The organism is Streptomyces sp. NPDC000878 (assembly GCF_053599695.1).
In genome coordinates, this window is sequence record NZ_JBSFMT010000005.1 from 106,918 (window position 1) to 128,588 (window position 21,671).

The 21,671-nt window shown below is 72.0% G+C and carries 26 protein-coding genes; 15 read left to right on the forward strand and 11 right to left on the reverse strand.

Features of this window, described 5'->3' with window-relative positions; genetic code table 11:
• Positions 1 to 63: 63 nt before the first annotated feature.
• Complete coding sequence (locus ACWDR4_RS06980) at positions 64 to 549, forward strand: hypothetical protein (protein WP_450404867.1); 486 nt, start codon at positions 64 to 66, stop codon at positions 547 to 549.
• 98 nt (positions 550 to 647) lie between these two features.
• Here the strand turns inward: ACWDR4_RS06980 and ACWDR4_RS06985 are convergent, their stop codons facing one another.
• Positions 648 to 953, reverse strand: coding sequence for a hypothetical protein (locus ACWDR4_RS06985; protein ID WP_450404868.1), 306 nt, complete (start codon positions 951 to 953; stop codon positions 648 to 650).
• Between the two features lie 68 nt (positions 954 to 1,021).
• On the opposite strand from ACWDR4_RS06985, the gene ACWDR4_RS06990 reads away from it, so the two are divergent.
• Together ACWDR4_RS06990 and ACWDR4_RS06995 are read left to right on the forward strand one after the other, a co-directional pair.
• Positions 1,022 to 1,894 carry an FG-GAP repeat domain-containing protein gene (locus ACWDR4_RS06990; protein WP_450404871.1) on the forward strand — a complete coding sequence of 291 codons (873 nt, stop codon included), beginning with the start codon at positions 1,022 to 1,024 and terminating at the stop codon, positions 1,892 to 1,894.
• Between the two features lie 160 nt (positions 1,895 to 2,054).
• Complete coding sequence (locus tag ACWDR4_RS06995) at positions 2,055 to 2,825, forward strand: polysaccharide deacetylase family protein (RefSeq protein ID WP_450404873.1); 771 nt, start codon at positions 2,055 to 2,057, stop codon at positions 2,823 to 2,825.
• A gap of 34 nt (positions 2,826 to 2,859) precedes the next feature.
• On the opposite strand, the gene ACWDR4_RS07000 is transcribed toward ACWDR4_RS06995, so the two are convergent.
• The 5 genes from ACWDR4_RS07000 to ACWDR4_RS07020 all read right to left on the reverse strand — a co-directional run bounded on the left by ACWDR4_RS07000 (position 2,860) and on the right by ACWDR4_RS07020 (position 5,425).
• Entirely contained in the window at positions 2,860 to 3,555 is a 696-nt protein-coding gene (locus ACWDR4_RS07000) for a hypothetical protein (protein WP_450404875.1), read from the reverse strand.
• The gene (locus tag ACWDR4_RS07005; protein WP_450404877.1) at positions 3,552 to 3,689 is read right to left on the reverse strand and encodes a hypothetical protein; all 138 of its coding nucleotides are present in this window, start codon (positions 3,687 to 3,689) and stop codon (positions 3,552 to 3,554) included. The genes ACWDR4_RS07000 and ACWDR4_RS07005 overlap by 4 nt, the downstream gene beginning before the upstream one ends.
• A 191-nt stretch (positions 3,690 to 3,880) precedes the next feature.
• Complete coding sequence (locus ACWDR4_RS07010; RefSeq protein ID WP_450404879.1) at positions 3,881 to 4,087, reverse strand: hypothetical protein; 207 nt, start codon at positions 4,085 to 4,087, stop codon at positions 3,881 to 3,883.
• Between the two features lie 5 nt (positions 4,088 to 4,092).
• Positions 4,093 to 4,722 (reverse strand): DUF5994 family protein, encoded by a 630-nt coding sequence (locus tag ACWDR4_RS07015; protein WP_450404882.1) that lies wholly within the window; start codon positions 4,720 to 4,722, stop codon positions 4,093 to 4,095.
• A 199-nt stretch (positions 4,723 to 4,921) separates the two neighbouring features.
• Positions 4,922 to 5,425: a DUF5994 family protein gene (locus ACWDR4_RS07020; RefSeq protein WP_450404884.1), complete on the reverse strand. Its 504-nt coding sequence runs from the start codon at positions 5,423 to 5,425 to the stop codon at positions 4,922 to 4,924.
• Between the two features lie 157 nt (positions 5,426 to 5,582).
• Between ACWDR4_RS07020 and ACWDR4_RS07025 the strand changes: the two genes are divergently transcribed.
• The 5 genes from ACWDR4_RS07025 (at position 5,583) to ACWDR4_RS07045 (ending at position 7,937) form a co-directional block, all read left to right on the forward strand.
• The gene (locus ACWDR4_RS07025) at positions 5,583 to 5,813 is read left to right on the forward strand and encodes a hypothetical protein (protein WP_450404885.1); all 231 of its coding nucleotides are present in this window, start codon (positions 5,583 to 5,585) and stop codon (positions 5,811 to 5,813) included.
• 166 nt (positions 5,814 to 5,979) lie between these two features.
• Positions 5,980 to 6,336 carry a PRC-barrel domain-containing protein gene (locus ACWDR4_RS07030; RefSeq protein ID WP_450404886.1) on the forward strand — a complete coding sequence of 119 codons (357 nt, stop codon included), beginning with the start codon at positions 5,980 to 5,982 and terminating at the stop codon, positions 6,334 to 6,336.
• Between the two features lie 37 nt (positions 6,337 to 6,373).
• Entirely contained in the window at positions 6,374 to 6,544 is a 171-nt protein-coding gene (locus ACWDR4_RS07035; RefSeq protein WP_450404888.1) for a hypothetical protein, read from the forward strand.
• A 245-nt stretch (positions 6,545 to 6,789) separates the two neighbouring features.
• The gene (locus tag ACWDR4_RS07040; RefSeq protein WP_369030231.1) at positions 6,790 to 6,999 is read left to right on the forward strand and encodes a hypothetical protein; all 210 of its coding nucleotides are present in this window, start codon (positions 6,790 to 6,792) and stop codon (positions 6,997 to 6,999) included.
• 299 nt (positions 7,000 to 7,298) lie between these two features.
• Positions 7,299 to 7,937 (forward strand): TetR/AcrR family transcriptional regulator, encoded by a 639-nt coding sequence (locus ACWDR4_RS07045; RefSeq protein WP_450404891.1) that lies wholly within the window; start codon positions 7,299 to 7,301, stop codon positions 7,935 to 7,937.
• Here the strand turns inward: ACWDR4_RS07045 and ACWDR4_RS07050 are convergent.
• On the reverse strand, positions 7,927 to 8,157 hold the full coding sequence (locus ACWDR4_RS07050) for a hypothetical protein (RefSeq protein WP_450404894.1): 231 nt from the start codon (positions 8,155 to 8,157) through the stop codon (positions 7,927 to 7,929). The genes ACWDR4_RS07045 and ACWDR4_RS07050 overlap by 11 nt on opposite strands.
• Before the next feature lie 274 nt (positions 8,158 to 8,431).
• On the opposite strand from ACWDR4_RS07050, the gene ACWDR4_RS07055 reads away from it, so the two are divergent.
• Positions 8,432 to 9,670, forward strand: coding sequence for a cytochrome P450 (locus ACWDR4_RS07055; RefSeq protein ID WP_450404897.1), 1,239 nt, complete (start codon positions 8,432 to 8,434; stop codon positions 9,668 to 9,670).
• Positions 9,671 to 9,768: 98 nt separating this feature from the next.
• Here the strand turns inward: ACWDR4_RS07055 and ACWDR4_RS07060 are convergent, their stop codons facing one another.
• The 4 genes from ACWDR4_RS07060 to ACWDR4_RS07075 all read right to left on the reverse strand — a co-directional run bounded on the left by ACWDR4_RS07060 (position 9,769) and on the right by ACWDR4_RS07075 (position 13,930).
• Positions 9,769 to 10,020: a hypothetical protein gene (locus tag ACWDR4_RS07060; protein WP_450404899.1), complete on the reverse strand. Its 252-nt coding sequence runs from the start codon at positions 10,018 to 10,020 to the stop codon at positions 9,769 to 9,771.
• A 182-nt stretch (positions 10,021 to 10,202) separates the two neighbouring features.
• A complete protein-coding gene (locus tag ACWDR4_RS07065; RefSeq protein WP_450405167.1) occupies positions 10,203 to 12,911 on the reverse strand; it encodes an FtsX-like permease family protein in 2,709 nt (902 codons plus the stop codon).
• A gap of 12 nt (positions 12,912 to 12,923) precedes the next feature.
• Positions 12,924 to 13,697: an ABC transporter ATP-binding protein gene (locus ACWDR4_RS07070; protein ID WP_450404901.1), complete on the reverse strand. Its 774-nt coding sequence runs from the start codon at positions 13,695 to 13,697 to the stop codon at positions 12,924 to 12,926.
• Entirely contained in the window at positions 13,694 to 13,930 is a 237-nt protein-coding gene (locus ACWDR4_RS07075; protein WP_450404903.1) for a hypothetical protein, read from the reverse strand. The genes ACWDR4_RS07070 and ACWDR4_RS07075 overlap by 4 nt, the downstream gene beginning before the upstream one ends.
• A gap of 169 nt (positions 13,931 to 14,099) precedes the next feature.
• Between ACWDR4_RS07075 and ACWDR4_RS07080 the strand changes: the two genes are divergently transcribed.
• From ACWDR4_RS07080 to ACWDR4_RS07105, 6 genes are all read left to right on the forward strand, one after another.
• A complete protein-coding gene (locus ACWDR4_RS07080) occupies positions 14,100 to 15,374 on the forward strand; it encodes a sensor histidine kinase (protein ID WP_450404905.1) in 1,275 nt (424 codons plus the stop codon).
• Between the two features lie 16 nt (positions 15,375 to 15,390).
• Positions 15,391 to 16,050, forward strand: a complete 660-nt coding sequence (locus ACWDR4_RS07085; RefSeq protein WP_450405169.1) for a response regulator transcription factor — start codon at positions 15,391 to 15,393, stop codon at positions 16,048 to 16,050.
• Between the two features lie 252 nt (positions 16,051 to 16,302).
• Positions 16,303 to 17,184, forward strand: a complete 882-nt coding sequence (locus ACWDR4_RS07090) for a LysR family transcriptional regulator (RefSeq protein WP_450404907.1) — start codon at positions 16,303 to 16,305, stop codon at positions 17,182 to 17,184.
• A 155-nt stretch (positions 17,185 to 17,339) separates the two neighbouring features.
• Positions 17,340 to 19,730 (forward strand): arylsulfatase, encoded by a 2,391-nt coding sequence (locus ACWDR4_RS07095; protein WP_450404909.1) that lies wholly within the window; start codon positions 17,340 to 17,342, stop codon positions 19,728 to 19,730.
• A gap of 89 nt (positions 19,731 to 19,819) precedes the next feature.
• Complete coding sequence (locus tag ACWDR4_RS07100; RefSeq protein WP_450405172.1) at positions 19,820 to 20,641, forward strand: formylglycine-generating enzyme family protein; 822 nt, start codon at positions 19,820 to 19,822, stop codon at positions 20,639 to 20,641.
• Positions 20,642 to 20,672: 31 nt separating this feature from the next.
• Positions 20,673 to 21,650 carry an ABC transporter substrate-binding protein gene (locus ACWDR4_RS07105; protein WP_450404912.1) on the forward strand — a complete coding sequence of 326 codons (978 nt, stop codon included), beginning with the start codon at positions 20,673 to 20,675 and terminating at the stop codon, positions 21,648 to 21,650.
• The last annotated feature ends 21 nt before the right edge of the window (positions 21,651 to 21,671 follow it).

A 21,671-nucleotide genomic window follows, 5' to 3' on the forward strand; every position in this document is an offset into this window, starting at 1 on the left:
GCGGACGCGTACCCCCGGCAGACCGCCCGCACGGTCTCCCAACTGACCTACGCCCAGGGGCGGTTGACCACCGTCGAGACGGACCCCGTGGGTGACTGGTCGTATCTCCACACCCGGGAGACCGGCGTGGCCGACTCCCCCACGGCGGGGGCACGCACCACCCGTGGCCGGATCGTCCTTGAGGACTACTCGCAGGGCCGCCCGAGTCTCCTCGACACCGGCGACAGCCGGACGGTCGTCTCCGGCTACGGCACGAGCACGGCCCAGCAGCCCCAGCTCCTCGGCGCCGCACAGTCGTTGCCCGGCACCCGGATCGACAGCTCCCGCACCTACCAGACGGCGACCGCCGCGAGCGGCCGTTTCGCCGCGCTGGCCAGGCCGTACGACAGCGACGACGTGGTGGAGACCCGGGTCGTCGACCTCGACTCCGGGCGGACGGTGTTCACGACGACGGAGACCGTGCGGGCGCTGTGGGGCACCACCGCGTGGGTGATGTCCGGCAACGCCACCGTGGTCCCGGTCAACCTGCTGACCGGGCAGCGGGGCTAGCCGGTGTGGTTCGGGAGCGGCTGCCTGCTGAACGACTTCCAGGCGGTGGGCCGTTGGCTGCTGTGGAACTGCGTGCCCGGCTCGGAGGGCCAGGGCGTCTACGACACCGTCACCAAGCGGAATCTGACGCTCGTCTCCGGCTCCGACTGGGAGCAGGCGCAGCTCGGCGACGGCTTCGTCGCGACCGTCGAGGCAGGGCAGTTGAAGGTGATCGACGTGCGCGGCGGGACGGCCGTGTCGCACACCGCCGGGACGTTCGAGGGGAACGCCTGGGACGTCGACCCGTACACCGGGGTGATCGCCCAGCTCCGCTCCGACAACACCGTCCGGCTGACCTCCAGTGAGGTGCCCGTCTCCGCGCTCGTCCAGCGCGACGCCACCGTCGCCGCCTCGGTGGACGTCAAGGGCGGCGCCGCGCAGTGGAGCCCGAAGTGCCCCGGCGTGGAACGGCAAGGACGGCGCCGGCCGGCTGGTGCCCAACGGTGCCTATACCTGGGCGCTGACCGTCGCCCCCGCCGACGGACAGGGCGCGGCGCTGACGAGGAAGGGCACGGTCAAGGTCACCGGAGCCGCCGCGGTCCGCCGCGACTTCTTCGGCTCGGACGGTTTCGGCGAGCTGCTGACGCTGAACAGCTCGGGCGGGCTTGCGTACCAGTACGGGGCGGGGAAGGGCACGTTCACCGGGAAGCGGACCGGCGCCGGATGGCCGACCACGGTGAAGGCGGTGCCCTTCGGCGACCTGAGCGGTGACCGGTGCAACGACGTGCTCGTCCGGTTCGCCAACGGCGCGCTGCGCGCCTACCGGCCCGCGTGCGGTGCGGTGGTGACACCGTCGACGGCCTACACCTCGCTGGGCACGGGCTGGAACCAGTACGACGTACTGACCTCGCCCGGGGACGTCAGCGGTGACGGCCGGGCCGACCTGATCGCCCGTCAGACCTCCACCGGCGACGTCTACCTCTTCAAGGCGACGAGCACGGGCAAGTTGTCGGCGCGGACGAGGATCGCGGCCAAGTGGACGACGTACAAGAAGATCGTGGGCGCCGGGGACCTGAACGGCGACGGCATCGGTGATCTCCTCACGCAGGACAAGGCGAACACCCTGTACCGCCACTACGGCACCGGCAAGGGGACGTTCAAGGCCCGCGTGAAGGTGCTCGCCAACTGGGGCGGCTCCTACAACGTGATCGTGGGCGTGGGCGACATCACCGGCGACGGCAGAGCCGACCTCGTCTCCCGCGACACCGCCGGCACCCTCTGGCGCAACAACGGCAACGGCAAGGGCTCCTTCGGCGCCCGTACGAGGATCGGCACCGGCTGGCAGGCGTACAAGGGCGTGTTCTGAACCGGCATTTCGCCCGTCGCCCGCTCCGTTGTCCGGGAACCACACCGGGATTGTCCTTGATCGGTAACGGACGCATCCTGGGGCCGCTGTTCCTCGTCATGCCAGTTGGTCGCGAAGTGACCAAGGGGTCGGCGAGGAACTGCGGGAAAGCGGGGCGGACATGGCGCGGCACGGCGGCGGGCGTGGCTGGTACGGCAAGGTGCTCGGCGCGGCGCTCGGGGTGACGCTGCTCGCCACCGGTGCCTCGATGTGGACCGCACAGGCCGGTGCCGTGGGCGGCTCGGCGGGGAAGACGACCGCCGCCAAGCCGGCCAGTGCGGTCGAGCCGGTCGCGGTGACTATCGCGCACGCCTCGGACGCGGGTGCGCACGGCGTCAACATCACCATCGACGACGGCCCCGACCCGGCATGGACCCCCCAAGTCCTCGACGTACTGCGGGAGTACGGGGTGAAGGCCACGTTCTGCATGGTGGGGACGCAGGCGCAGGCCCACCCGGACCTCGTGAAGCAGGTCGTCGCGGCCGGGCACCGGCTGTGCGACCACTCGGTGTCGCACGACACCACCATGGACAAGAAGTCCGAGGCCTATCAGTCGCAGCAGATCCTCGACGCCGAACGCATGATCACCGAGGCGTCCGGGGGCGTCCGGCCGATGTACTACCGGGCGCCCGGCGGGGCCTTCACCCCGTACAGCCGCAAGCTGGCCGCCTCCCGGGGCATGCGCCCGCTGGGCTGGAACGTGGACACCAAGGACTTCGAACTGCCGGGCACGGACGCCATCGTCGCCACCGTCGAGCGGGAGCTGCCCAACGGGCCGACGCTCCTCTTCCACGACGCGGGAGGCGACCGCTCCGAGACCGTCGAGGCCCTGCGCCGGATCCTCCCCCAGCTCAGGGAAGAGGGCTACGCCTTCGGCTTCCCGGTGCGCTGAGCCCCGGCGCAGCCCGTCGGGCGTCAGTCGGGTGTCAGTCGGGCCGTTGGGTGCGGTTCTCGTGGGCGAGGCCGTCCGGGTGGCCCGCCGGGTGCGGCCCGAGGGAGAGGACCAGCGCCCTCAGTGGCGCGGGCGGTGGTACGGAGGCGGACGCCGGCCGGAGGACCGTGGGATCCGGCGGACGGCGGATCGTCCCGATGTCCTGCCATCCCCACGACCGGAAGGCGTCGTAGGCCGCAGCGTCGGTCGGGTCGACCAGCGTCGCCCCGAGCGAGGCGTGGTGGTCGGCGAGCAGCCGCTCCTGGAGCCGGCGGGCGAGCTCCCGGTCGCCGGTGTGGGGGTGCACCACGATCTCGGTGATCGCGAAGACGTGCCCGGAGGCTGTGAGCTGCTCCACCCTCTGCGGCAGGGGACCGTCGAATCCCCTCCACCAGGTCCCGTCGCGCGGTACGGAGAATCCGTAGGCGCACCCGGCGAAGGCCACGTTCTCCGCGATCAGCAGGGCGAACCCGGCCTGCCGGATGCTGCCGGTGAGCCGCCGCAGGAACCGTTCGCGGCCCCGGTACTCCTGGCCCGCCTGCGCACGGGAGGACTCCACGTACAGATCGGCCAGGTCCTCCCGCAGGGTCTCGGCCTGCCAGCGGTTCAGCCGGCGCAGCCGGACCGCCTGGGCGGGAGTCGGCCTGCTCCCCCCGCCCCGTCCCGGCTCCTGCCGGAGCGGGGCCGTCACGGCGCACCGCCCGTGACGGAGAGCACCCGGGGCGAGGATGACCGAGGGGCCTGGACTTCGTGGAGGGGGATGCCGGAGCCGGTCGTCTCGACGACGCGGGCCGGGATCAGGAGGTTCGGTTGGGGAAGGCGCATGGCTCCTCGGTTCGGGGAGTTCGTGACGATGACGGGTGAACGGCCTTTCCAGTAGGCCGAGTTGGCGGCTGGGAGGGCGCGGGGCACAGGAAGACCCCGGTCCGCCAGGTGCGTGTGTGGCGTACGGCCGGGGTCTCGGGCGGCTTGCGGGCCGTGCTGTCACGTCGGCCCGTACGGTCGGTTCGGCTGGTTCACCCCGTTCTTCTGTGGGTGTGGCGCCGGAGCCACTCGCGCGCCTTGCGCGGCGGCGACGGAGCCGGTCCCGTGGCAGGCGTTCCGGAGCGGCCGTAGGGGAAGGAGGCGATGCGGTCGTCGTGCTGCGCGTTGAGCCGGTGGATGAGCAGCACCCCCACGCCGATCATCGCGATGGTCACGATCACGGTCAGGACTGTCTCCACGGTTCTCACCTTCCCGTCGGCCGAGGCATCGACTGAGGCGTCGGCTGAAGCGGCAGCCCGGCGGTCACGGCCGGGATCCGCGGACGTACGACCGGATGATCGCCGGCCTCGTGGCCTCCTTCGGAGTCCCAGACCGCTTCCACGGCCCGGTCGTCCTCGTTCACCGTCCGCCGCCGCGCCGACTCCTCCATCAACCGGCTCGCGGTCGACGTGCCCAGTGGGTCGCTCGCCGCCGCCATCAGCCAGGCGGCCGGGGCGGCGCCGGTCTCCGGGGGGATCACCAGGAGGTTCCAGCGGCCCGTGCGGTAGGAGAGCAGCAGCAGTTCGTGCGGGTCCTGTTCCCGGAGGAACCAGCCCACCTTCACCACATGCCCGGCGACGGGCACCCTGCGCGGAACGACCGGCCAGTGGACGGGATTCACGGTGACCCGGGTGATCCGCCCCCACAGCGGATCCAGTACGGCGGTCAGGGCGGGGAGTTCCGCGTCGAGGTCGCGGGAGCGGGGCCACCAGGCGCCGTCCAGCAGCGCCGGTGCGGGACCCACGGGAGCGAGTGACAGCCGGAGAGCGGGCGAGGACGGGGCGAACCGGTCGTCGGCTTCGGCTGTCGCGGGGTGGGAAACGGTCGCGGTCATCACGCGGACCCTGCCCCGGGCCGGTCACGACCGGTCCGGCGTATTTCGATCACCGGGAACGACACGGGCATGGCGGCCGGTGCGCGAAATGTCCTCGGTACGTTCAGCGTACTCCGCGGACAGGCCCGACGGACCGTACGGCCGACGGAAGATCGGCCCCGTACGCCCGTGCCTGGAACCGCCGCCCCTGGGGCACCAGTCAAGCCGGCCGCGCGCCCGTGCCGGTGTCGATGAGGATCTGTTCGGCCTGCCTTCCGCTGCCGGCCCGGACGGCCTCGGCCATGGCGGCGCGCGCGGCGTCGGGGGTCGCGTGCGGTGGGACCACGAGGAGGGAGAAGAGGTCCTTCTCGCCCCGGGTGATGAGGACGGTGCCGTCGCCGACCGGGAAGGAGTCGAGGTGGACGACGCGGCCGTCGATGGTCATCCGCGTCGGCAGCGCCTCCCAGGCGCCGGTGTCCAGGCCGACCCGGGTGACGGGCCCCAGATACTCGGTCAGTGCGGTGATCAGGCTGGGGAGTTCGGCGGCGATGTCGCGGGAACGGGGCCACCACACTCCGTCGAGCACGCCCCGCCGGTCATGGGTCGTCTCCAGCCGTACGACAGCTGTCCCGGGCCGCACGGCCTGGTGGACGGCGTCCGGGAGGAGCCTGGTCACCCGCGGGGAGCCGGAGTCGGAGTCGAAGCCGAAGTCCAAGTCGACCATCGCACTCGCCTGCCTCCCTGCTTGCCTGTCTGCCTGCTTGCTTGCCTGCCCGGAATGAGGGGGTTCGAGTGGATTTCTCGTTCTCACGGTACTCCCCGGCAGTAGAGTGAGGGATCCGGCCCCCTGCCACACGGGGACACCGAACCCCGAGGTCGCCATGCAGGCCATGCAAACTCCCTCGGACGGGTACGCCGAGGTCCGGGTCGTCGCCGCGTCGCCCGAGGTCGCTCGTCGGGTGGCGGAGATTCTCCGCCGTTGCTTCGACACGACCGAGCAGCGCAGCTATCCGGCGGGCCCCGACGGCGGCACCCTCCTCGACCTCACCGTGGACACCGCCCGCGCGGCGGAACCCGCCCGGTCGTGGCTGGAGACCAGCCGGTCCACGTAGGCGGCCCCGGCGGAAATCGCCCCGCCGGGACGTAGTGCGACCTCGCCTGGGTACACGGAGGGCGCCGTACCGCCCGTGGAGGCTCGATGCCGACGGCGCGTTTCGGTCATACGATGACGAATGGGTTCACCACCCGCCGGAGTCCGCGCAGACAGGGAGCCAGGGCATGATCCGTTCAGCCGACATCCGCGAGTGGCGCAACCGGGACGTGGTCGACGTGAAACAGCGCCGGATCGGCATGCTCGAAGCGGTCTACGTGGACACGGCCACCGACGAACCGGCCATGGCCACCGTCCGGACCGGGCTGCCCACCCGCCACCGGCTGGTCTTCGTCCCCCTCGACGACGTGGTCCTCGGACCGGGCTACGTCAAGGTCTCCTACGACAAGGGGCAGGTGCGCAAAGCCCCGTCGATCGGCACGGACGACGTACTGCCCGCCGAGCAGGAGGAGGAGATCTTCCGGCACTACGGCATGACGTACCGGCCGGGAGCGGCGGGCGAACGTCAGCTCGCCCGCCGCTGACCGTACGTACCCGGCACAGAGGAGGTGGTCCGGTGTGATGGCGCTCTTTCTTCTCCTGGTCCTGGTGGCCGTCGTACTGGGAATCATCGGTGCGGTGGCCGATGGCCTGGGCTTTCTTCTGGTCATCGGCATCGTGGTCTTCGCCGCCGACCTGATCTTCTTCGGGACGCGGATCTCGCGGCGCGCCAGGCGGCGTCCCGTCCGCTGACCGTCAGTCCGTGGCGGTCACTGCCGCCGGGCGGGTGCCCGGGACCGCTCCGTAGCGCGGCCGAGGGGGGCGCCGCCGGGTCCCGCGTCCTGCGGACACGGCCTAGGGCGTGGGAGTGGAGCCCGCTACACCATCGACCGGGGAGGACACCCCCTCGTGGCGTCGTGCCGATTCCGGGATCGTCGATCTCACAAGGTCAGCGGCTCCCCACCGGGAGCCCACCGCTCCCCGAAAGGCTGTGTCCCGTGAAGGCGCTGCTCTCCTCCCGCCCCGTCCTGTGGTTCCTGTTCCTGTTCAACCTCGTCGTCGCCCTGGCCGCGCCGCTCATCGACGACAGCGCGAAGGGCATCGCGACCAGCCTCGGCATGGCGGTCGTCTCCCTCGGGGCGGGAAGCGCCCTGTACAAGGGCCGCGCACAGGCCCGCGTGGAGACCGCGCAGGGCCGACGGCACTGATCCGAGAAGCGGGAGGGCACGTCCTCCGAAGGGTCCGCCCGAGGTACGGGCTGCCACGGCCGACTCCACTCTCCGAGCCGGGGGCAACCGTGAGCAGTGCCGTTCACGGCTTCGCGGGCCGGCGCCGGTCACCCCCTCCCGAAGGAGCGCGCGCCGGACCCCGTGACCCCGGCGCGGAAGGGGCGGCAGAACCGGGCGCCGCCGTACCCCCGTACCCGTCACCCACCACGTCGGCGCCGCAGTCGGTAGTGTCACCGGCTGCGGTACGACGAACCGCGCGAGCGAGGACGGTGGTGGTCATGGCGGGGAGAACGCCCGAACAGGTCGGTGCGACGCGGGAGCTGATCCTCACGGCGGCGGAACGGCTGTTCGCCGAGCGGGGTGTGCACGCCGTGTCCAACCGCCAGATCGGCGAGGCCGCCGGGCAGGGCAACAACACCGCCGTCGGCTATCACTTCGGCACCAAGCAGGACCTCGTACGGGCGGTCGTCCGCCGGCACGCGCAACCGGTCGAGGCGATCCGTGTCCGGCTGGTGGCCGGGATCGGCGACTCCGCCGAGCTGCGGGACTGGGCGACCTGTGCGGTACGCCCCTTCACCGAGCATTTCGCGTCGCTCGGCAGCCCGACCTGGTTCGCGCGGTTCTGTGTCCAGGTACTGACAGACCCCGCGCTCCACACCCTCATGGTGGAGGAGTTCCAGACCTACCCCACGCTGCAACGGCTCGACGCCGGGTTCCGCCGGTGTCTGCCCGGCCTGCCGCCGCGGGTACGGGCCGCGCGCAGCGCCATGGCGGGCCATGTGGTCCTGCACGCCTGCGCCGAGCACGAACGCGCCCTCGCCGTCGGCACCCCCGCCGCGTGGGCGGACTGGGACGATCTGGCGACCAGCGTGAGCGACGCGCTGGTCGGCCTGTGGTCCGCGCCCGTCACGCGGTGATCCGCTCCGGCCCGCGGTCGCGTCGCCGTTCCAGTTCGACGATCGCGACGCGCGCCTGGAGCGCGACCAGCCCCGCGACGAGGACGACGGCGACACCCTGGCCCGCGTCGACGGAGTAGGAGACGACGGGCACAGCGGCCACGCCGGCCAGGAACAGCGACCACAGGACCGGGTTCGAGCGCTTCGACGACTGCGGCGACCTCGGCGACTTCGTGTTCATGACGGGACTTCCCTTCGGGCCTTCGGGGCCGGATCTCTGTTGCTTGAAGCAACGATCCCGCCTCCCACCCCTCCGCCACGAGGGCGCGTACTCCCGAACGCATGGTGCAGCAGGCTCCCCCATGGCTCCCGCTCGGCTCCCCCATGCCTCCCCGCCCATGACGGAACCTTCTCGGCCAAAATAGATCCTTGCCGGACAATGATTAAGTCAGTCGCTTGACTTTATTCTCCGGGCCCGGTTTGGCTGGGGGTCCCCCTCCGAGCAAGGAGCCCCCATGAGCGGCGCCGGCCAGAACGACGTACACACGCTCGACAGTCAGCCCCTCCTCATCTACCCCCTGCCCGCCCCCGCCGCCCTGGAGGCCCCGCCGCAGTGGGCCGAGTTGCGTGAGCGCTGCCCGGTGGCACGGGTCGAGCTGCCCAGCGGTGACGAGGCGTCCCTGGTCACCCGGTACGAGGACGTCCGCAGCGTGCTCGCCGACCCCAGGTTCAGCCGTGATCTGAGCGCGCCCGGCGCCGCCCGCATCGGTGACGACACGGGCGGGCCGTTCGACAACCCGATGGCCGAGACCCTCGCCGCCGAGGGTCACCAGCGCTGGCGCCGGATGGTCGGCCGGTGGTTCACCGCCAGGCGCATGGCCGCCCTGCGGCCGGGCATCGAGGAGATGGCCGACCGGCTCGTCGACGGAATGCTCGCGCACGGCGCGCCGGCCGACCTCGTCACGCATGTGGCCTTCCCGCTGCCCGCGTGGGTGATCTGCGACATGCTCGGCGCCCCCGAGGCGGACCGCGAGAAGTTCACACACTGGGCCGACACCCTGTTCACCCTGCACGACTTCGACGGGGCCGAGGCCGGGGCCGCCCAGGCGGAGTTCACCGCGTACCTCGACGCGCTCGTCGACGCCAAGCGGGACCGGCCCGGCGACGACCTGATCAGCGGGCTCGTCGCCGCCACCGACACCGAGGGCCGGCCGATGTCCGACGCGGGCCTGGTGGCCACGGCCCAGGCCCTGCTGATCGGCGGCCTGGAGACCACCGCGGGCGTCATCGCCAAGATGACGGCCACGCTGCTGGCGGACCGGCGGCACTGGGAGCGTCTGGTCGCCGACCGGTCGCTGGTACCCACGGCGGTGGAGGAACTTCTCCGCTTCGACCCCAACATCAGCTTCGGTCTGCCGCGCTATCTGCACGAGGACGCCGAACTCTCCGACGGCACGCTCATCCCGGCCGGCACCACCGTCATGTGCAGCATGGGGGCGGCCAACCGGGACTCGGCCGTGTTCCAGGATGCCGACGAACTCGACCTGGCCCGCACGGCGAACACCCACCTCGCGTTCGGCGCCGGTCCCTACTCCTGCATCGGCCAGCCCCTGGCCCGTACCGAACTCCAGGCCGTGCTCGACATCCTCCTGCGCCGGCTGCCCACGCTCGAACTGGCCGTGGGCGCCGATGGGCTGAGCCGGGTCGAGGGGCTCATCGTGGGGCGCCTGACGGAGGTTCCGGTGCGCTGGTGACCGGCCGGGGCGAGCCGTGAGCCGTCCGGCCGCCGGGCCGCAGACCCCCGTCCGGCGGCCGGACACCCCACTCCCGTCTCCCCCGACCGGCCGGACCGTCAGGGGATCGCGCCGGTGTCGTAGCCGGAGGCGAGGGTCGCGCGGCCGGACCGGGCGGCGCCCAGGTGATCCTCCGCCCCGCCGCATCCGGCGCCGGATGCCGTCGATCGCGCGGTGCGTTCTCCGCGTTGTGCATCGCGGTCCGCCGCTACGGCTGGAACGCGCCGTCGTGCCGTGGCGCGGGCGGCGCAACCGCCGTACGGCAAGCGCTCGTTGAACACAGCGCCGTACGGCAGGCGCTCGTTGGACACAGGTGCTCTTCGTCCGGCCGCCGGCCCCCGGTCGGCTCCGTCCTCTCCGCTCAGTCGTCCTGCGGCCCAGTGGCGGCGGCGACACCGTGGGACAACCGCAGCACCGCGTCACGCACCGCATCACCCTGCACGAGCGTGGGGGCACATCCGTGGGCCCCTCAGGTGTATCCGTGGTGACCCGCTCACTGTGCGCGGAGGGCGTCCGCGGGCGGGGTGCGCAGGGCCTGGCGGGTGGGGAGTTCGATGGTGAGGAACGCCGTGGCGGTGACCGTCAGCACGAGCGCGGGCAGCAGCCACACCGGGCCCGCCGGCCAGGGCCGGCCGAGGAAGCCCTGGCCCAGGAGGGCGAGGGGTACGGCGGACAGCAGCAGGGCCGTGGTGAGCGCGGTGGCCGCGGTCACCGCCGCCTCGCGGCGCATCATCGCGCGGATCTGGCGGGGCGTCGTGCCGTTGAGGCGCAGGGCGCCCAGTTCGACCCGGCGCTGGGCGGTCGCGGCGACGAGCTTGTTGGCGATGCTGAGCAGCAGATAGACCAGCAGGACCACGATCAGGGCCAGGTTGATCCACACCTCCGGCGGCGCGTCCGCCAGCCCGTCGCCGGAGGCGGCCGGGTCGGTGTCCTCGACCGCCAGACCGGGACGGTCCGCGGCGAAGGCGGCCACGGCCTGCCGGGCGGTCGCCGTGCCGTCCGTACGGACCAGGATGCTCTGGTCGAGCCCGGTGGTGGTGTGACCGGCGGCCAGGTCGTGGGAGAGGACCACGTCGCCGAAGCCGAGGCCCCGGTCGTAGACGGCGACCACCTCGGCGTCGGCCTTCGCACCGTCGCCGAGCACGAGACTCACCCGACGGCCCACGGACGCGTCCCGCGAGCGGGCGGCATCGCTGCTGACGGCGACGGTCGCCCCGGTGAGCCGGCTCAGGCTGCCGTCCGTCACACCGAGGTCCAGGACGTCCGCCGCGTCCGGCGTGAGGATCATCGCGGAGCCGGACTCGGCCTGCGGGTCACCGAACTGCTCGTACGTCCACACCACGCCGGTGGTGCTCACGGGAGCCGCCGCCCGTACCCCGCTCGTCTTCCGTACGTCGGCGAGCGTGCCGGCGGGCAGTCCGCCCAACCCCGGTGCGCCGAGGCGCTGTTGGGCGAGGGTGCCGGTGCGGGTGTCGTCGGCGGTGGCGGCCAGCACGGTGGTCTGGGTGAGGGTGTACGTCAGGACGAACACGACCGCCATGGCCAGCGTGCTGACGATCCCCGCGTTGCGCAGGGCGTAGGCGCGGACGTTGGCCATCGCCAGCCAGGTCGGCGCGGAGGCGCCGGAGCGCGTCAGCCGGGCCGCCGTACCGCCGACGCCCCGCACGAGAGCCGGTCCTGCCAGGGCCAGGCCGATCGCACCGAAAATGCCCGCCAGGGAGGTGGCCGTCGCGCCGATGACCGTACGGGAGAACAGCGGCAGGACCGACATGGCGGTCGCGCCGACGATGACGAGAACGCCGATGCGCGTCCGGATCCGTGACGGGTCGCGCGGCTCACTGCGCGACTCGGCGACGGCCTCGGTGGCCGGCATCCGCGAGGTGCGCCACGCCGAGCCCCGGGCCGAGACCTGCACGGTCAGAGCCAGCAGGAGGACCGTCGCGAGGGCGGGCAACGGGCTGATGGTGAGCGGGAGTTCGGCCGGGACGACACCCCGGTCCGCGAGCATTCCGCGGAACTGCCCGGCCAGCAGATAGCCGAGCGCCACACCGGGTACGAGGGCCACGGCCGCGACGACGGTCGACTGCGCGGCGGCAAGTCGCCGTATCTGCCGGGGAGTTGCACCGACGGCCCGCATCAGCGCGAGATCGCGGCGCTGCCCGGCGATCGACACGGCCAGCGCGCTCGCCATCACGAACCCGGTGATCAGCAGGACGATCCCGGAGAGCGACCCGGCGAGCAGGATCAGGAGAGAGCGGGACGCGCCCGCTCCGGGCGAGACGAGGTCCCCGCGATCCGCACCGGTGACCACCTCAAGTCCGGTGCCCTTCAACTCCGTTCGAACCTCGGCGGCGACCTTCTCCTCGGCGCCGGGAGTGGTGCGCAGGCCGATCAGGTCGACGGTTCCGGCGCGGGGGTTGCTGGTGCCGGTGCCGTCGCTGGGGGCGGTGCCGTCGGCGACGCCGGTGCTGCTGCCGCCTGTGGTGTCGGTGCCGCTGCCAGTGCCGGTGCCCTGGCCACCGCTGTCGGTGCCGGTGCCCTGACTGCCGTTGCCGTCTGTACCGCTGCCGGTGCCGCTGCCCCCACCGCCCCGCCCCGCCAGACGTACGGCCGTCGTGTCCGCGAAGAAGACGCCGGCGTCCGGTGCGTCGACGATCGCCGAGACGCGATATCCGGCGGTGGGACGGGCGTTGACGACCACCTGGACCCTGTCTCCCACCTCGACGCCCGCCGCCGTGGCCGTGGCGCTGTCCACGGCGACCTCGTCGGCACCGGCCGGCCCGGCGCCCTCCACCCGCGCGCCGTCCAGCAGCTTCAGCGAGGACCAGCCGTGCCCGGCGGCCTGGGGATCCCCGACCGGGACGACCTGGCCATGGGCGTCGACGAGCGCGGCGGGGAAGCCGAGGTCGCCGACGGCGTCGGTGACACCCTCCAACCCGGCCAGTTCGCCGACCAGTCGGGCCGGGACGCTACGGCGTTCCGGGAGCGCCAGCGGCAGGTCGCCGGGCGGATGGAACTCCTGGTCGGCGGCGACGATCACGTCCGCGCCGCTGAGCCGGCCGGCGGGGAGGTGGGAGCGCAGGCCGGACTCGGCGAGGACGCCGGTGCCGGTGATCAGGGCCGCGCCGCCGAGGACCGCGCACGCCACGGCGATCAGCGCGGCGATCCGGTGCCGGACCATCTGTACGGCGAGACCAAGCATGGCAGTCATGGGTCAGACCTCTCCCAACTCGACGAGACGGCGGGCCAGTTCGGGGGCGGTCGGCGCGTCGAGGGCCTCGACGACCCGGCCGTCGGCCATCACCAGCACATGGTGTGCGCGGGCCGCGGCGGCCGGGTCGTGGGTGACCATCACGACCGTCTGCTGGAGGTCGTTGACAAGGTCCCGCAGCAGGTCGAGCACCTCATGGGCGCTGCGCAGATCCAGCGCACCGGTCGGCTCGTCGGCGAACACGACGGCCGGCCTGGCCACCAACGCCCGTACGACGGCGGCCCGTTGCTGCTGGCCGCCGGACAGCTCGGCCGGGCGGTGGGCGAGCCGGTCACCGAGCCCGACCCGCTCGACCAGCGTCCGCAGCCAGTCGCGGTCCGGGGTACGGCCCGCCAGGCGCAGCGGCAGCGTGATGTTGTCCTCGATGCTGAGCGAGGGGATCAGGTTGTACGCCTGGAACACGAACCCGACGCGCTCCCGGCGCAGTTCGGTACGGCGGGTCTCGTTCAGGCCGGCGATCTCGTGACCGTCGATCCGGACACTGCCCGAGGTCGGGGAGTCGAGCCCGGCGGCGCAGTGCATCAACGTGCTCTTGCCGGAGCCCGAGGGGCCCATCACCGCGAGGAACGTCCCGCGTCGCACGGTCAGCGACACGTCGTCGAGGGCGCGCACACCACCCGCGTACTCCTTGCCGACCCGGTCCAGGGCGATGGCCGGCGCCGACGCGTCGTACCCGGTGACCGCGGGGCGGCGGGTCCGGGCGAACACGGGGCTCATCGACGGCCCCGCAGGCTGCGTACGACGAGGGTCCCGCCGGCGAGCACGGTGACCGCACCGCAGCACAGGTTCACCCAGCTGTGCGCACCACCGACCGAGGCCGCCATGTTGCCGACCGCACTGAGCACGACCAGGATCCAGAGCAGGCTGCGCGCGATGTCCGCACGCGTGGGGGCGGTGTCGCTCCGCTGGTGAAGGGGGTAGGGGTCGGTGTTCGGCATGGGGTTCGTCATGGGGTTCCTCCCGAGGTCTGCTGTCGTCACCGACGCTATGGATCGGACCCCCCTCGGGCCGATCCCGTAGCCCGCCCGGTTCGGGGTACAGCAGGCTGTACTCCCCGGCACCCGGCCGGACGGCGAACCGCCCTACGCCATAAGGTCCTTGGCGACAGAGGGAGGGCGCATGGTCAGCCACCGAGAGGGCCTCGCCGATCACCGGAGCGCGGGGCTCAAGGAGACCGTCGTACGGAGTCTGCGTGCCGCGCGTGCCGCGGTCGGGGAGTTGGCGTCCGGGCTCGGTACCGCTCTCCCCGCCCTGGTTCTGCTGCTCTGGCTGGGCGTCACCGCCGTGACCAGCTTGGTCGGGCTCGGGCTGCTCATGGTGCCCGCGGTGCTGCGTGCGCTGCATGCTCTCGCCGGGCGGGAGCGTGCGCGGCTGGGGCGGCGGGGGCCCGAGGTCGTCGCGCCGGAGCCGCCGCCGACGCGGCTGCGGCCCGCCCTCGTCGACCCCACCACCCGGCGGGAACTGCGCTGGCTGGGGCGGCACGCCAGCCTGGGGCTGGTGCTGGGGGTGCTCGGCGTGCTGCTGCCGCTCGTCGCCGTGCGCGACACCCTCTTCCCGCTGTACTGGACGTTCATGCCCGGCAACGCCACGGCCACGTCCGTGGGTTACGGCAGCGCGCGATCCTGGCCGGACGCCCTCGCCGTGGCCATGCTGGGCCTGGGCTGGATCTTCATCATCCTCGGGCTCGGCCCCGGTATGGGCCGGCTGCAGGCCCGCCCCGGGCGCGAACTCCTCGCGGCCGGACCGGAGACGGATCTGTCCCTCCGTATCGTCGAACTCACCGCCACCCGCGCCGCCGCGCTCGACGCCCACGCGACCGAACTGCGCCGTATCGAGCGGTCGTTGCACGACGGCACCCAGAACCGGATCGTCTCCGTGACCGTCCTGCTCGGCGCCGCCCGCCGGATGGTGGCCCGCGATCCTGCCGGTGCCGACGAACTCCTCGAACGCGCCCAGTCAGCCGCCGAACAGGCCCTGGCGGAGCTGCGTACCGTCTCCCGGAGCATCCTGCCGCCGGTGCTCGCCGACCGCGGTCTTGCCGGGGCGCTCTCCGGGCTCGCCGCGAACTGCGCGGTGCCCTGCCGGATCGACGTCGACGTGCCCGCGCGCTGCGCCGCCTCCGTCGAGGCCACCGCCTACTTCGTGGTCGCCGAGGCCCTGACGAACATCGCCAAGCACAGCGGCGCCGGACACGCCACCGTCACCGCGTACAGCCGAGGCGGCCGTCTCGTCCTGTGCGTCGAGGACGACGGCCGGGGCGGCGCGGACGAGGACGGCGGCTCCGGACTCACCGGCATCCGCGGCCGGATCGCCGCGCACGACGGCACCCTCTCCCTGGCCAGCCCGCCCGGCGGCCCGACGACCCTGAAGGTGGATCTTCCCTGTGGAGCATGACCGTACGGATGCCGGTATGCGCATCGTGATCGCCGAGGACGACGCCCTGCTCAGGGAGGGTCTCGCCCTGCTGCTGCGTGCCGAGGGCCTCGACGTGGTGGCCACCGCGGGCACCCCCGACGAGGCGCTGACCGCCATCGACGCGCACAGGCCGGACGTCGCGATTCTCGACGTACGGATGCCGCCGACCCACACCGACGAGGGGATCGTCGCGGCGGTCGAGGCCCGGCGCCGACGGCCCGACCTGGCCGTCCTCGTGCTGTCCGCGTACGTCGAACAGAGCTTCGCCACCGAGCTGTTGGGCGGCGGGGTGGGCGGGCTCGGCTATCTGCTCAAGGAACGCGTGGGCAGAGTCGAGGAGTTCCTCGACGCCCTGCACCGGGTGGCGTCCGGCGGCACCGCCATCGACCCCGAGGTCGTCGCCCAGCTCTTCACCCGCTCCCGCCAGGACACCCGCCTCGACCGGCTCAGCCCGCGCGAACGGGACGTCCTCGCCCTGATGGCCGAGGGCCTCGGCAACACCGCCATCGCCGAACGGCTCGTCGTCACCGAGGGCGCCGTCCACAAGCACATCCGCAGCATCTTCGCCAAGCTCGACCTGTCCCCCACGGACCAGGTGGACCGGCGGGTGGCGGCGGTCCTGCGCTATCTGGAGGATCTGCGGCGACTGGCCTGACCCGCTGCCGAAAGCGTCTGTTCCAGGCGTGGACGGCTGTTCCAGGGGGTGGACGGCTGTTGGTGGCGTGCTCCGGCTGGGGTAGAAATGGGCCCCATGAGTCACGAGCCCTTGGTGCGACGCCTGGTCATCGACCTGTGCCGACGCCCGGCCGCGTGTTGTCTCTGATCCCGCGTTTCTGACGCGCCCTCATTCATCTCCGCACCGCGTCACGCCGTGCGGGGACACGCCCGTGGGTCATCTGGAGACGCGATGGAAAGACGTCAGCTGGAATATTTCATCGCCGTCGTCGAGCACGGCGGATTCACCGCCGCGGCCACCGCACTCCATGTCGCCCAGCCCTCGCTGTCACATGCGATCCGGTCCCTGGAGCGGGAGTTCGGCGGCCGGCTGTTCCACCGGCTGCCGCAGGGCGTCGCCCTGACCGCGGCGGGCGAGGCGCTGGTACGCCCGGCCCAGCAGGTCCTGCGCGACCTGTCCACGGCCGGTTCCCTGGTCCGGGAGGTGCTCGGGCTCAGCGGCGGCCGGCTGGACATCGTTTCGCAGACAACCCTTTCGGTGGACCCCCTCGCCGAGATGCTGGGTCGCTTCCACCGCGCGCATCCGAAGGTCTCCGTACGCGTGGTCGACCCGGAGCGCGGCCCCGCCGTGGCGCAGATGGTCGCCGCCGGACAGTGCGAACTCGGCCTGGTGGACGCCTCGGTGCCCACGACGGACCTGCGTGGCATCGACCTGCCGGAGCAGGAGATGCACGTCGTGCTGCCCACCGACCACCCGCATCCGGCGGGCGACACCATCACCTCGCGCGAACTGGTCGCCCTGGACCTGATCGTGACCCCGCCGGGCACCGAGACCCGGGCGGCGGTCGACGACGTGTGCACCGCTCTGGGCGTCGCCCCACGGATCGCGGTGGAGACCGCCCACCGCGCGATGATCGTGCCGCTGGTCCTCTCCGGCGTGGGCGCCGCCCTGCTGCCCGCCTCCATGGCCCGGGACGCGGCCCTGCGCGGCGCCAGGATGCTGTCCCACCGGCCACGCCTGATCCGCCACGGCCGGCTGGTGTGGCGGTCGGGCCCGCTGTCCCCGGCGGCGCAGGCATTCGTGGACCTCGCGTCCGTCCCGTCCGTTCAGTAAGAATCTCCAACAGGCGTGTCCAGTAGGCGTGTCCAGCATTCATAGAAGTTTTCTATACCCCTCATTCAAAACCGGTTCGCGGGAATTCAAGGTCCGTCATTGACCGGCCTCGGCGAGAACTGAGACTTTTCCGGGGCAGCGAATCGGAGAAACGAATGACTGAGTTCGATGGCGGACGGCACATACTTCCGCGCCCCGATACCCGTCGGCCCCTGACGACCGCGATGGACATCCACGACCAGGAGACCCCGTTCACACCCGTCGGCCCGGTCCCGCCGCCCGAGGGCGCGCCGAACGTGGTCGTCGTCCTCGTCGACGACCTCGGCTTCGGCACCTCCAGCGCCTTCGGCGGCCCGTGCGAGATGCCCACCGCCGAACGGCTCGCGGACAACGGCCTGCGCTACACCCGCTTCCACGTCACGGCCCTGTGCTCACCGACCCGCCAGGCCCTGCTGACCGGCCGCAACCACCACTCGGTCGGCATGGGCGGCACCACCGAGATGACCACCGCGGCCCCCGGCTACAACGGCTTCCGGCCGCGCAGCGCGGCGACCATGGCCCAGATCCTCCAGGGCAACGGCTACAGCACGGCCGCCTTCGGCAAGTGGCACCAGACCCCGCCCCGGGAGATCAGCGCGGTCGGCCCGTTCGACCGCTGGCCGACCGGCGAGGGCTTCGACACCTTCTACGGCTTCATGGGCGCCGAGATGAACCACTGGTACCCGCTGCTGTACGAGGGCACCACCCCCGTCGAGCCGGACCGCCGCCCCGAGGACGGCTACCACCTCTCCGAGGACCTCGTCGACCACGCCGTCGACTGGGTACGCACCCAGCGCACCCTGACTCCGGACAGGCCCTTCTTCACCTACCTCGCCCTGGGCGCCGCCCACGCCCCGCTGCACGTCGGCCCCGAGTGGCAGGACAAGTACCGGGGCCGGTTCGACCACGGCTGGGACCGCCAGCGCGAACTCACCCTGGAACGGCAGAAGACGCTCGGCGTCGTACCCGAGGACGCCCAACTCGCCCCCTGGGCCGAGGGAGTTCCCCACTGGGACGAACTCACCGACAACCAGCGGCAGTTGGCCGCCCGCTTCATGGAGACGTTCGCCGCCTTCACCGAGCACGCCGACGTCCAGGTCGGCAGGTTCGTCGACGCCCTGGCGGAACTCGGCGTACTGGACGACACGATCGTCCTCTACATCCTGGGCGACAACGGCGCCTCGGGCGAGGGCGGCATCGAGGGCACGATCGTCGAACACCGCCTCGGACACGGCATCGTGGACGACCCGGACGAGATGATCGGCCACCTCGACGAGATCGGCGGCCCGCTCAGCTACCCGATCGCCCCGGCGGGCTGGGCGCTGGCGCTCAACACCCCCTACCAGTGGACCAAGCAGGTCGCCTCGCACTTCGGCGGCACCCGGGACGGCATGGTCCTGCACTGGCCGCGCGGAGTACCCGAACCCGGGGGACTGCGGCACCAGTTCGCGCACGTCATCGACGTACTGCCGACGGTCCTGGAGTGCGCGGGCGTTCCGGCGCCGTTCAGTGTGGACGGGGTGCCGCAGCAGCCCATCGAGGGGGCGAGCATGCGGCGGACGCTCACCGAGCCGCAGGCGCCCGAGCACCGGCGTACCCAGTACTTCGAGATGTGCGGCAACCGGGGCATCTACCACGACGGCTGGATGGCGGTCACCCGGCACGGCGTCCCCTGGGAGATGGTGCCCGACGGCAAGGACCGGCGGTTCGCCGACGACGTCTGGGAGCTGTACGACATCACCCGCGACTGGAGTCAGGCGCACGACCTCGCCGCCCAGCACCCGGACAGACTCCGCCAGTTGCAGGACCTGTTCCTGATCGAGGCGGCGAAGCACCAGGTCTTCCCGCTGGACGACCGGGTCACCGAGCGGGAGAACCCCGTCATGGCCGGCCGTATCGACCTGATGGGCGACCGGACGTCCATCACCTACCGCGCGGGCATGCGCCGCTTCACCGAGGAGACCACCCTCAACGTCAAGAACCGCTCGCACAGCATCACGGCCGACGTGGATCTGCCGGAGGAGGCGGCTGCGGCGGAGGGCGTGATCATCGCGCAGGGCGGCCGGTTCGGCGGCTGGTCCCTGTACTTCACCGGGGGCAGACCGGCGTACGCCTACAACCACTTCGGCCTGAGCGTGTACACCGTGCACGGCGCCGAACCCCTCACCCCCGGACGGCACGAGATCCGGCTCGACTTCGCCTACGACGGCGGCGGACTCGGCAGGGGCGGAACCGCCGTACTCCTGGTGGACGGCGAGCAGCACGCGGCCGGGCGGGTCGAGCGGACCGTCCCGTACTACTTCTCCTTCGACGAGACCCTCGACGTCGGGGTGGACCTGAGCACCCCGGTGACCGACGACTACCCCGTCCTCGACAACGAGTTCACCGGGACCATCCACACCGTGCGCATCGACCTCGGCGACGACGGGGACACCGGGTCGTCCGAGTCTTCCGAGTCGTCCCAGTACGACGGTGGGCTGCACCGGCGCGTCATGGGGGCCCAGTGAACTGCTGTACGCCGTCCGGCGGCGGCCGGGCCGTGGAGCGGGCGGCGGAGCCACAGCGATCCGCCGCCCTCCCCGCTGTCACCGAGGGCATGGTGGCCGTTCCCGCCGGTGAGTTCCTCATGGGCAGCGAGGACCGGCTCGCCCACCCCGCCGACGGGGAGGGCCCGGTACGGACCGTGCACGTCGACGCGTTCTGGATGGACGCCTGCACGGTGTCCAACGCCGAGTTCGCGCGCTTCGCCGCCGACACCGGGTACCGCACCTCCGCCGAACGGACCGGCTGGTCGTTCGTGTTCGCCGGGCTGCTCCCGGACGACTTCCCGCCGACCCGGGGTGTGGTGGGCGCCCCCTGGTGGCGTCAGGTCGAGGGCGCCGACTGGCGGCGGCCCGACGGACCGCACTCCACCTGGGAGGACCGGGCCGGTCACCCGGTCGTCCACGTCGACTGGGACGACGCCCACGCCTACTGCGCCTGGGCCGGCAAACGCCTGCCCACCGAGGCGGAATGGGAACGCGCCGCCCGAGGGGGACTGCACGGGAAGGTGTTCCCCTGGGGCGACGAGTTCGAGCCGGGCGGCCTTCCCCGGATGAACGTGTGGCAGGGCGACTTCCCGCACCGCCACCCGACGGCCGACGGCTGGTACGGCACCTGCCCCGTCGACGCGTTCGCCCCCGGCGGCTTCGGCCTCTACAACGCCACGGGCAATGTGTGGGAGTGGTGTGAGGATCCGCTCTCCCCCGTTCCCGTCCGCGTCTCCGGCGGGCAGGAGCGCGTCACCAAGGGTGGCTCCTACCTCTGCCACGCCTCCTACTGCCGCCGCTACCGGGTCGCCGCGCGACAGGGCCTGTTCCCGGACTCGGCGACCGGCAACGTGGGTTTCCGGTGCGCCCTGGACGACATCACTTCATGACTTCATGACTTCACGCTAAGGAGCAGGACCCATGGCACAGCGAGAGCGAGCGGGACGGTGGCGTTCCGGCGCGGCGGGGATGGCCGTACTCGGTCTCACCCTGACCGCGTGCGGCGGCGCGAAGGTCGGCGACGAGCCGGCAGCCGCAGGCGCCGCTTCGGGCAAGTGCGGGACGTTCAACATCGCGGTCAACCCATGGGTGGGCTACGAGGCGGACGCGGCGGTCGTCGGCTATCTCGCGGAGCACGAACTCGGCTGCGAGGTGGCCGAGAAGGACCTGAAGGCGGAGATCGGCTGGCAGGGGTTCGAGACGGGCGAGGTCGACGCCATCCTGGAGAACTGGGGCCACGACGACCTGAAGAAGAAGTACATCGACCAGCAGGAGACCGCCGTGAACCTCGGCGCGACCGGCAACAAGGGGATCATCGGCTGGTACATCCCGCCGTGGATCGCGAAGAAGTACCCGGACATCACCGACTGGAAGAACCTCAACAAGTACGCCGCGAACTTCAAGACCTCCGAGTCGGGCGGCAAGGGCCAGCTCCTCGACGGCGACCCGTCGTACCAGACCAACGACGAGGCCCTGGTGGAGAACCTGAAGCTGGACTTCAAGGTGGTGTACGCGGGCAGCGAGACGGCCCTGATCCAGAGCTTCCGTGACGCCGAGAAGAACAAGAAGTGGATGATCGGCTACTTCTACGAGCCGCAGTGGTTCCTGTCGGAGGTGCCTCTGGTGCACATCAAGCTGCCCGCGTACACGGCGGGTTGCGACAAGGACCCGGCGAAGGTGGCCTGCGACTACCCGGCGTTCGACCTCGACAAGATCGTCAGCACCCGGTTCGCCAAGTCGGGCAGCCCGGCGTACGACCTGGTGAAGAACTTCAGTTGGACGAACGACGACCAGAACACCGTCGCCAAGTACATCGCGCTCGACAAGATGCCCCCGGAGGCGGCGGCGAAGAAGTGGATCGACGCCAACCCGGGCAAGGTGAAGGCCTGGCTCGACTGATCCCCGGGGCGGCGACCTTGG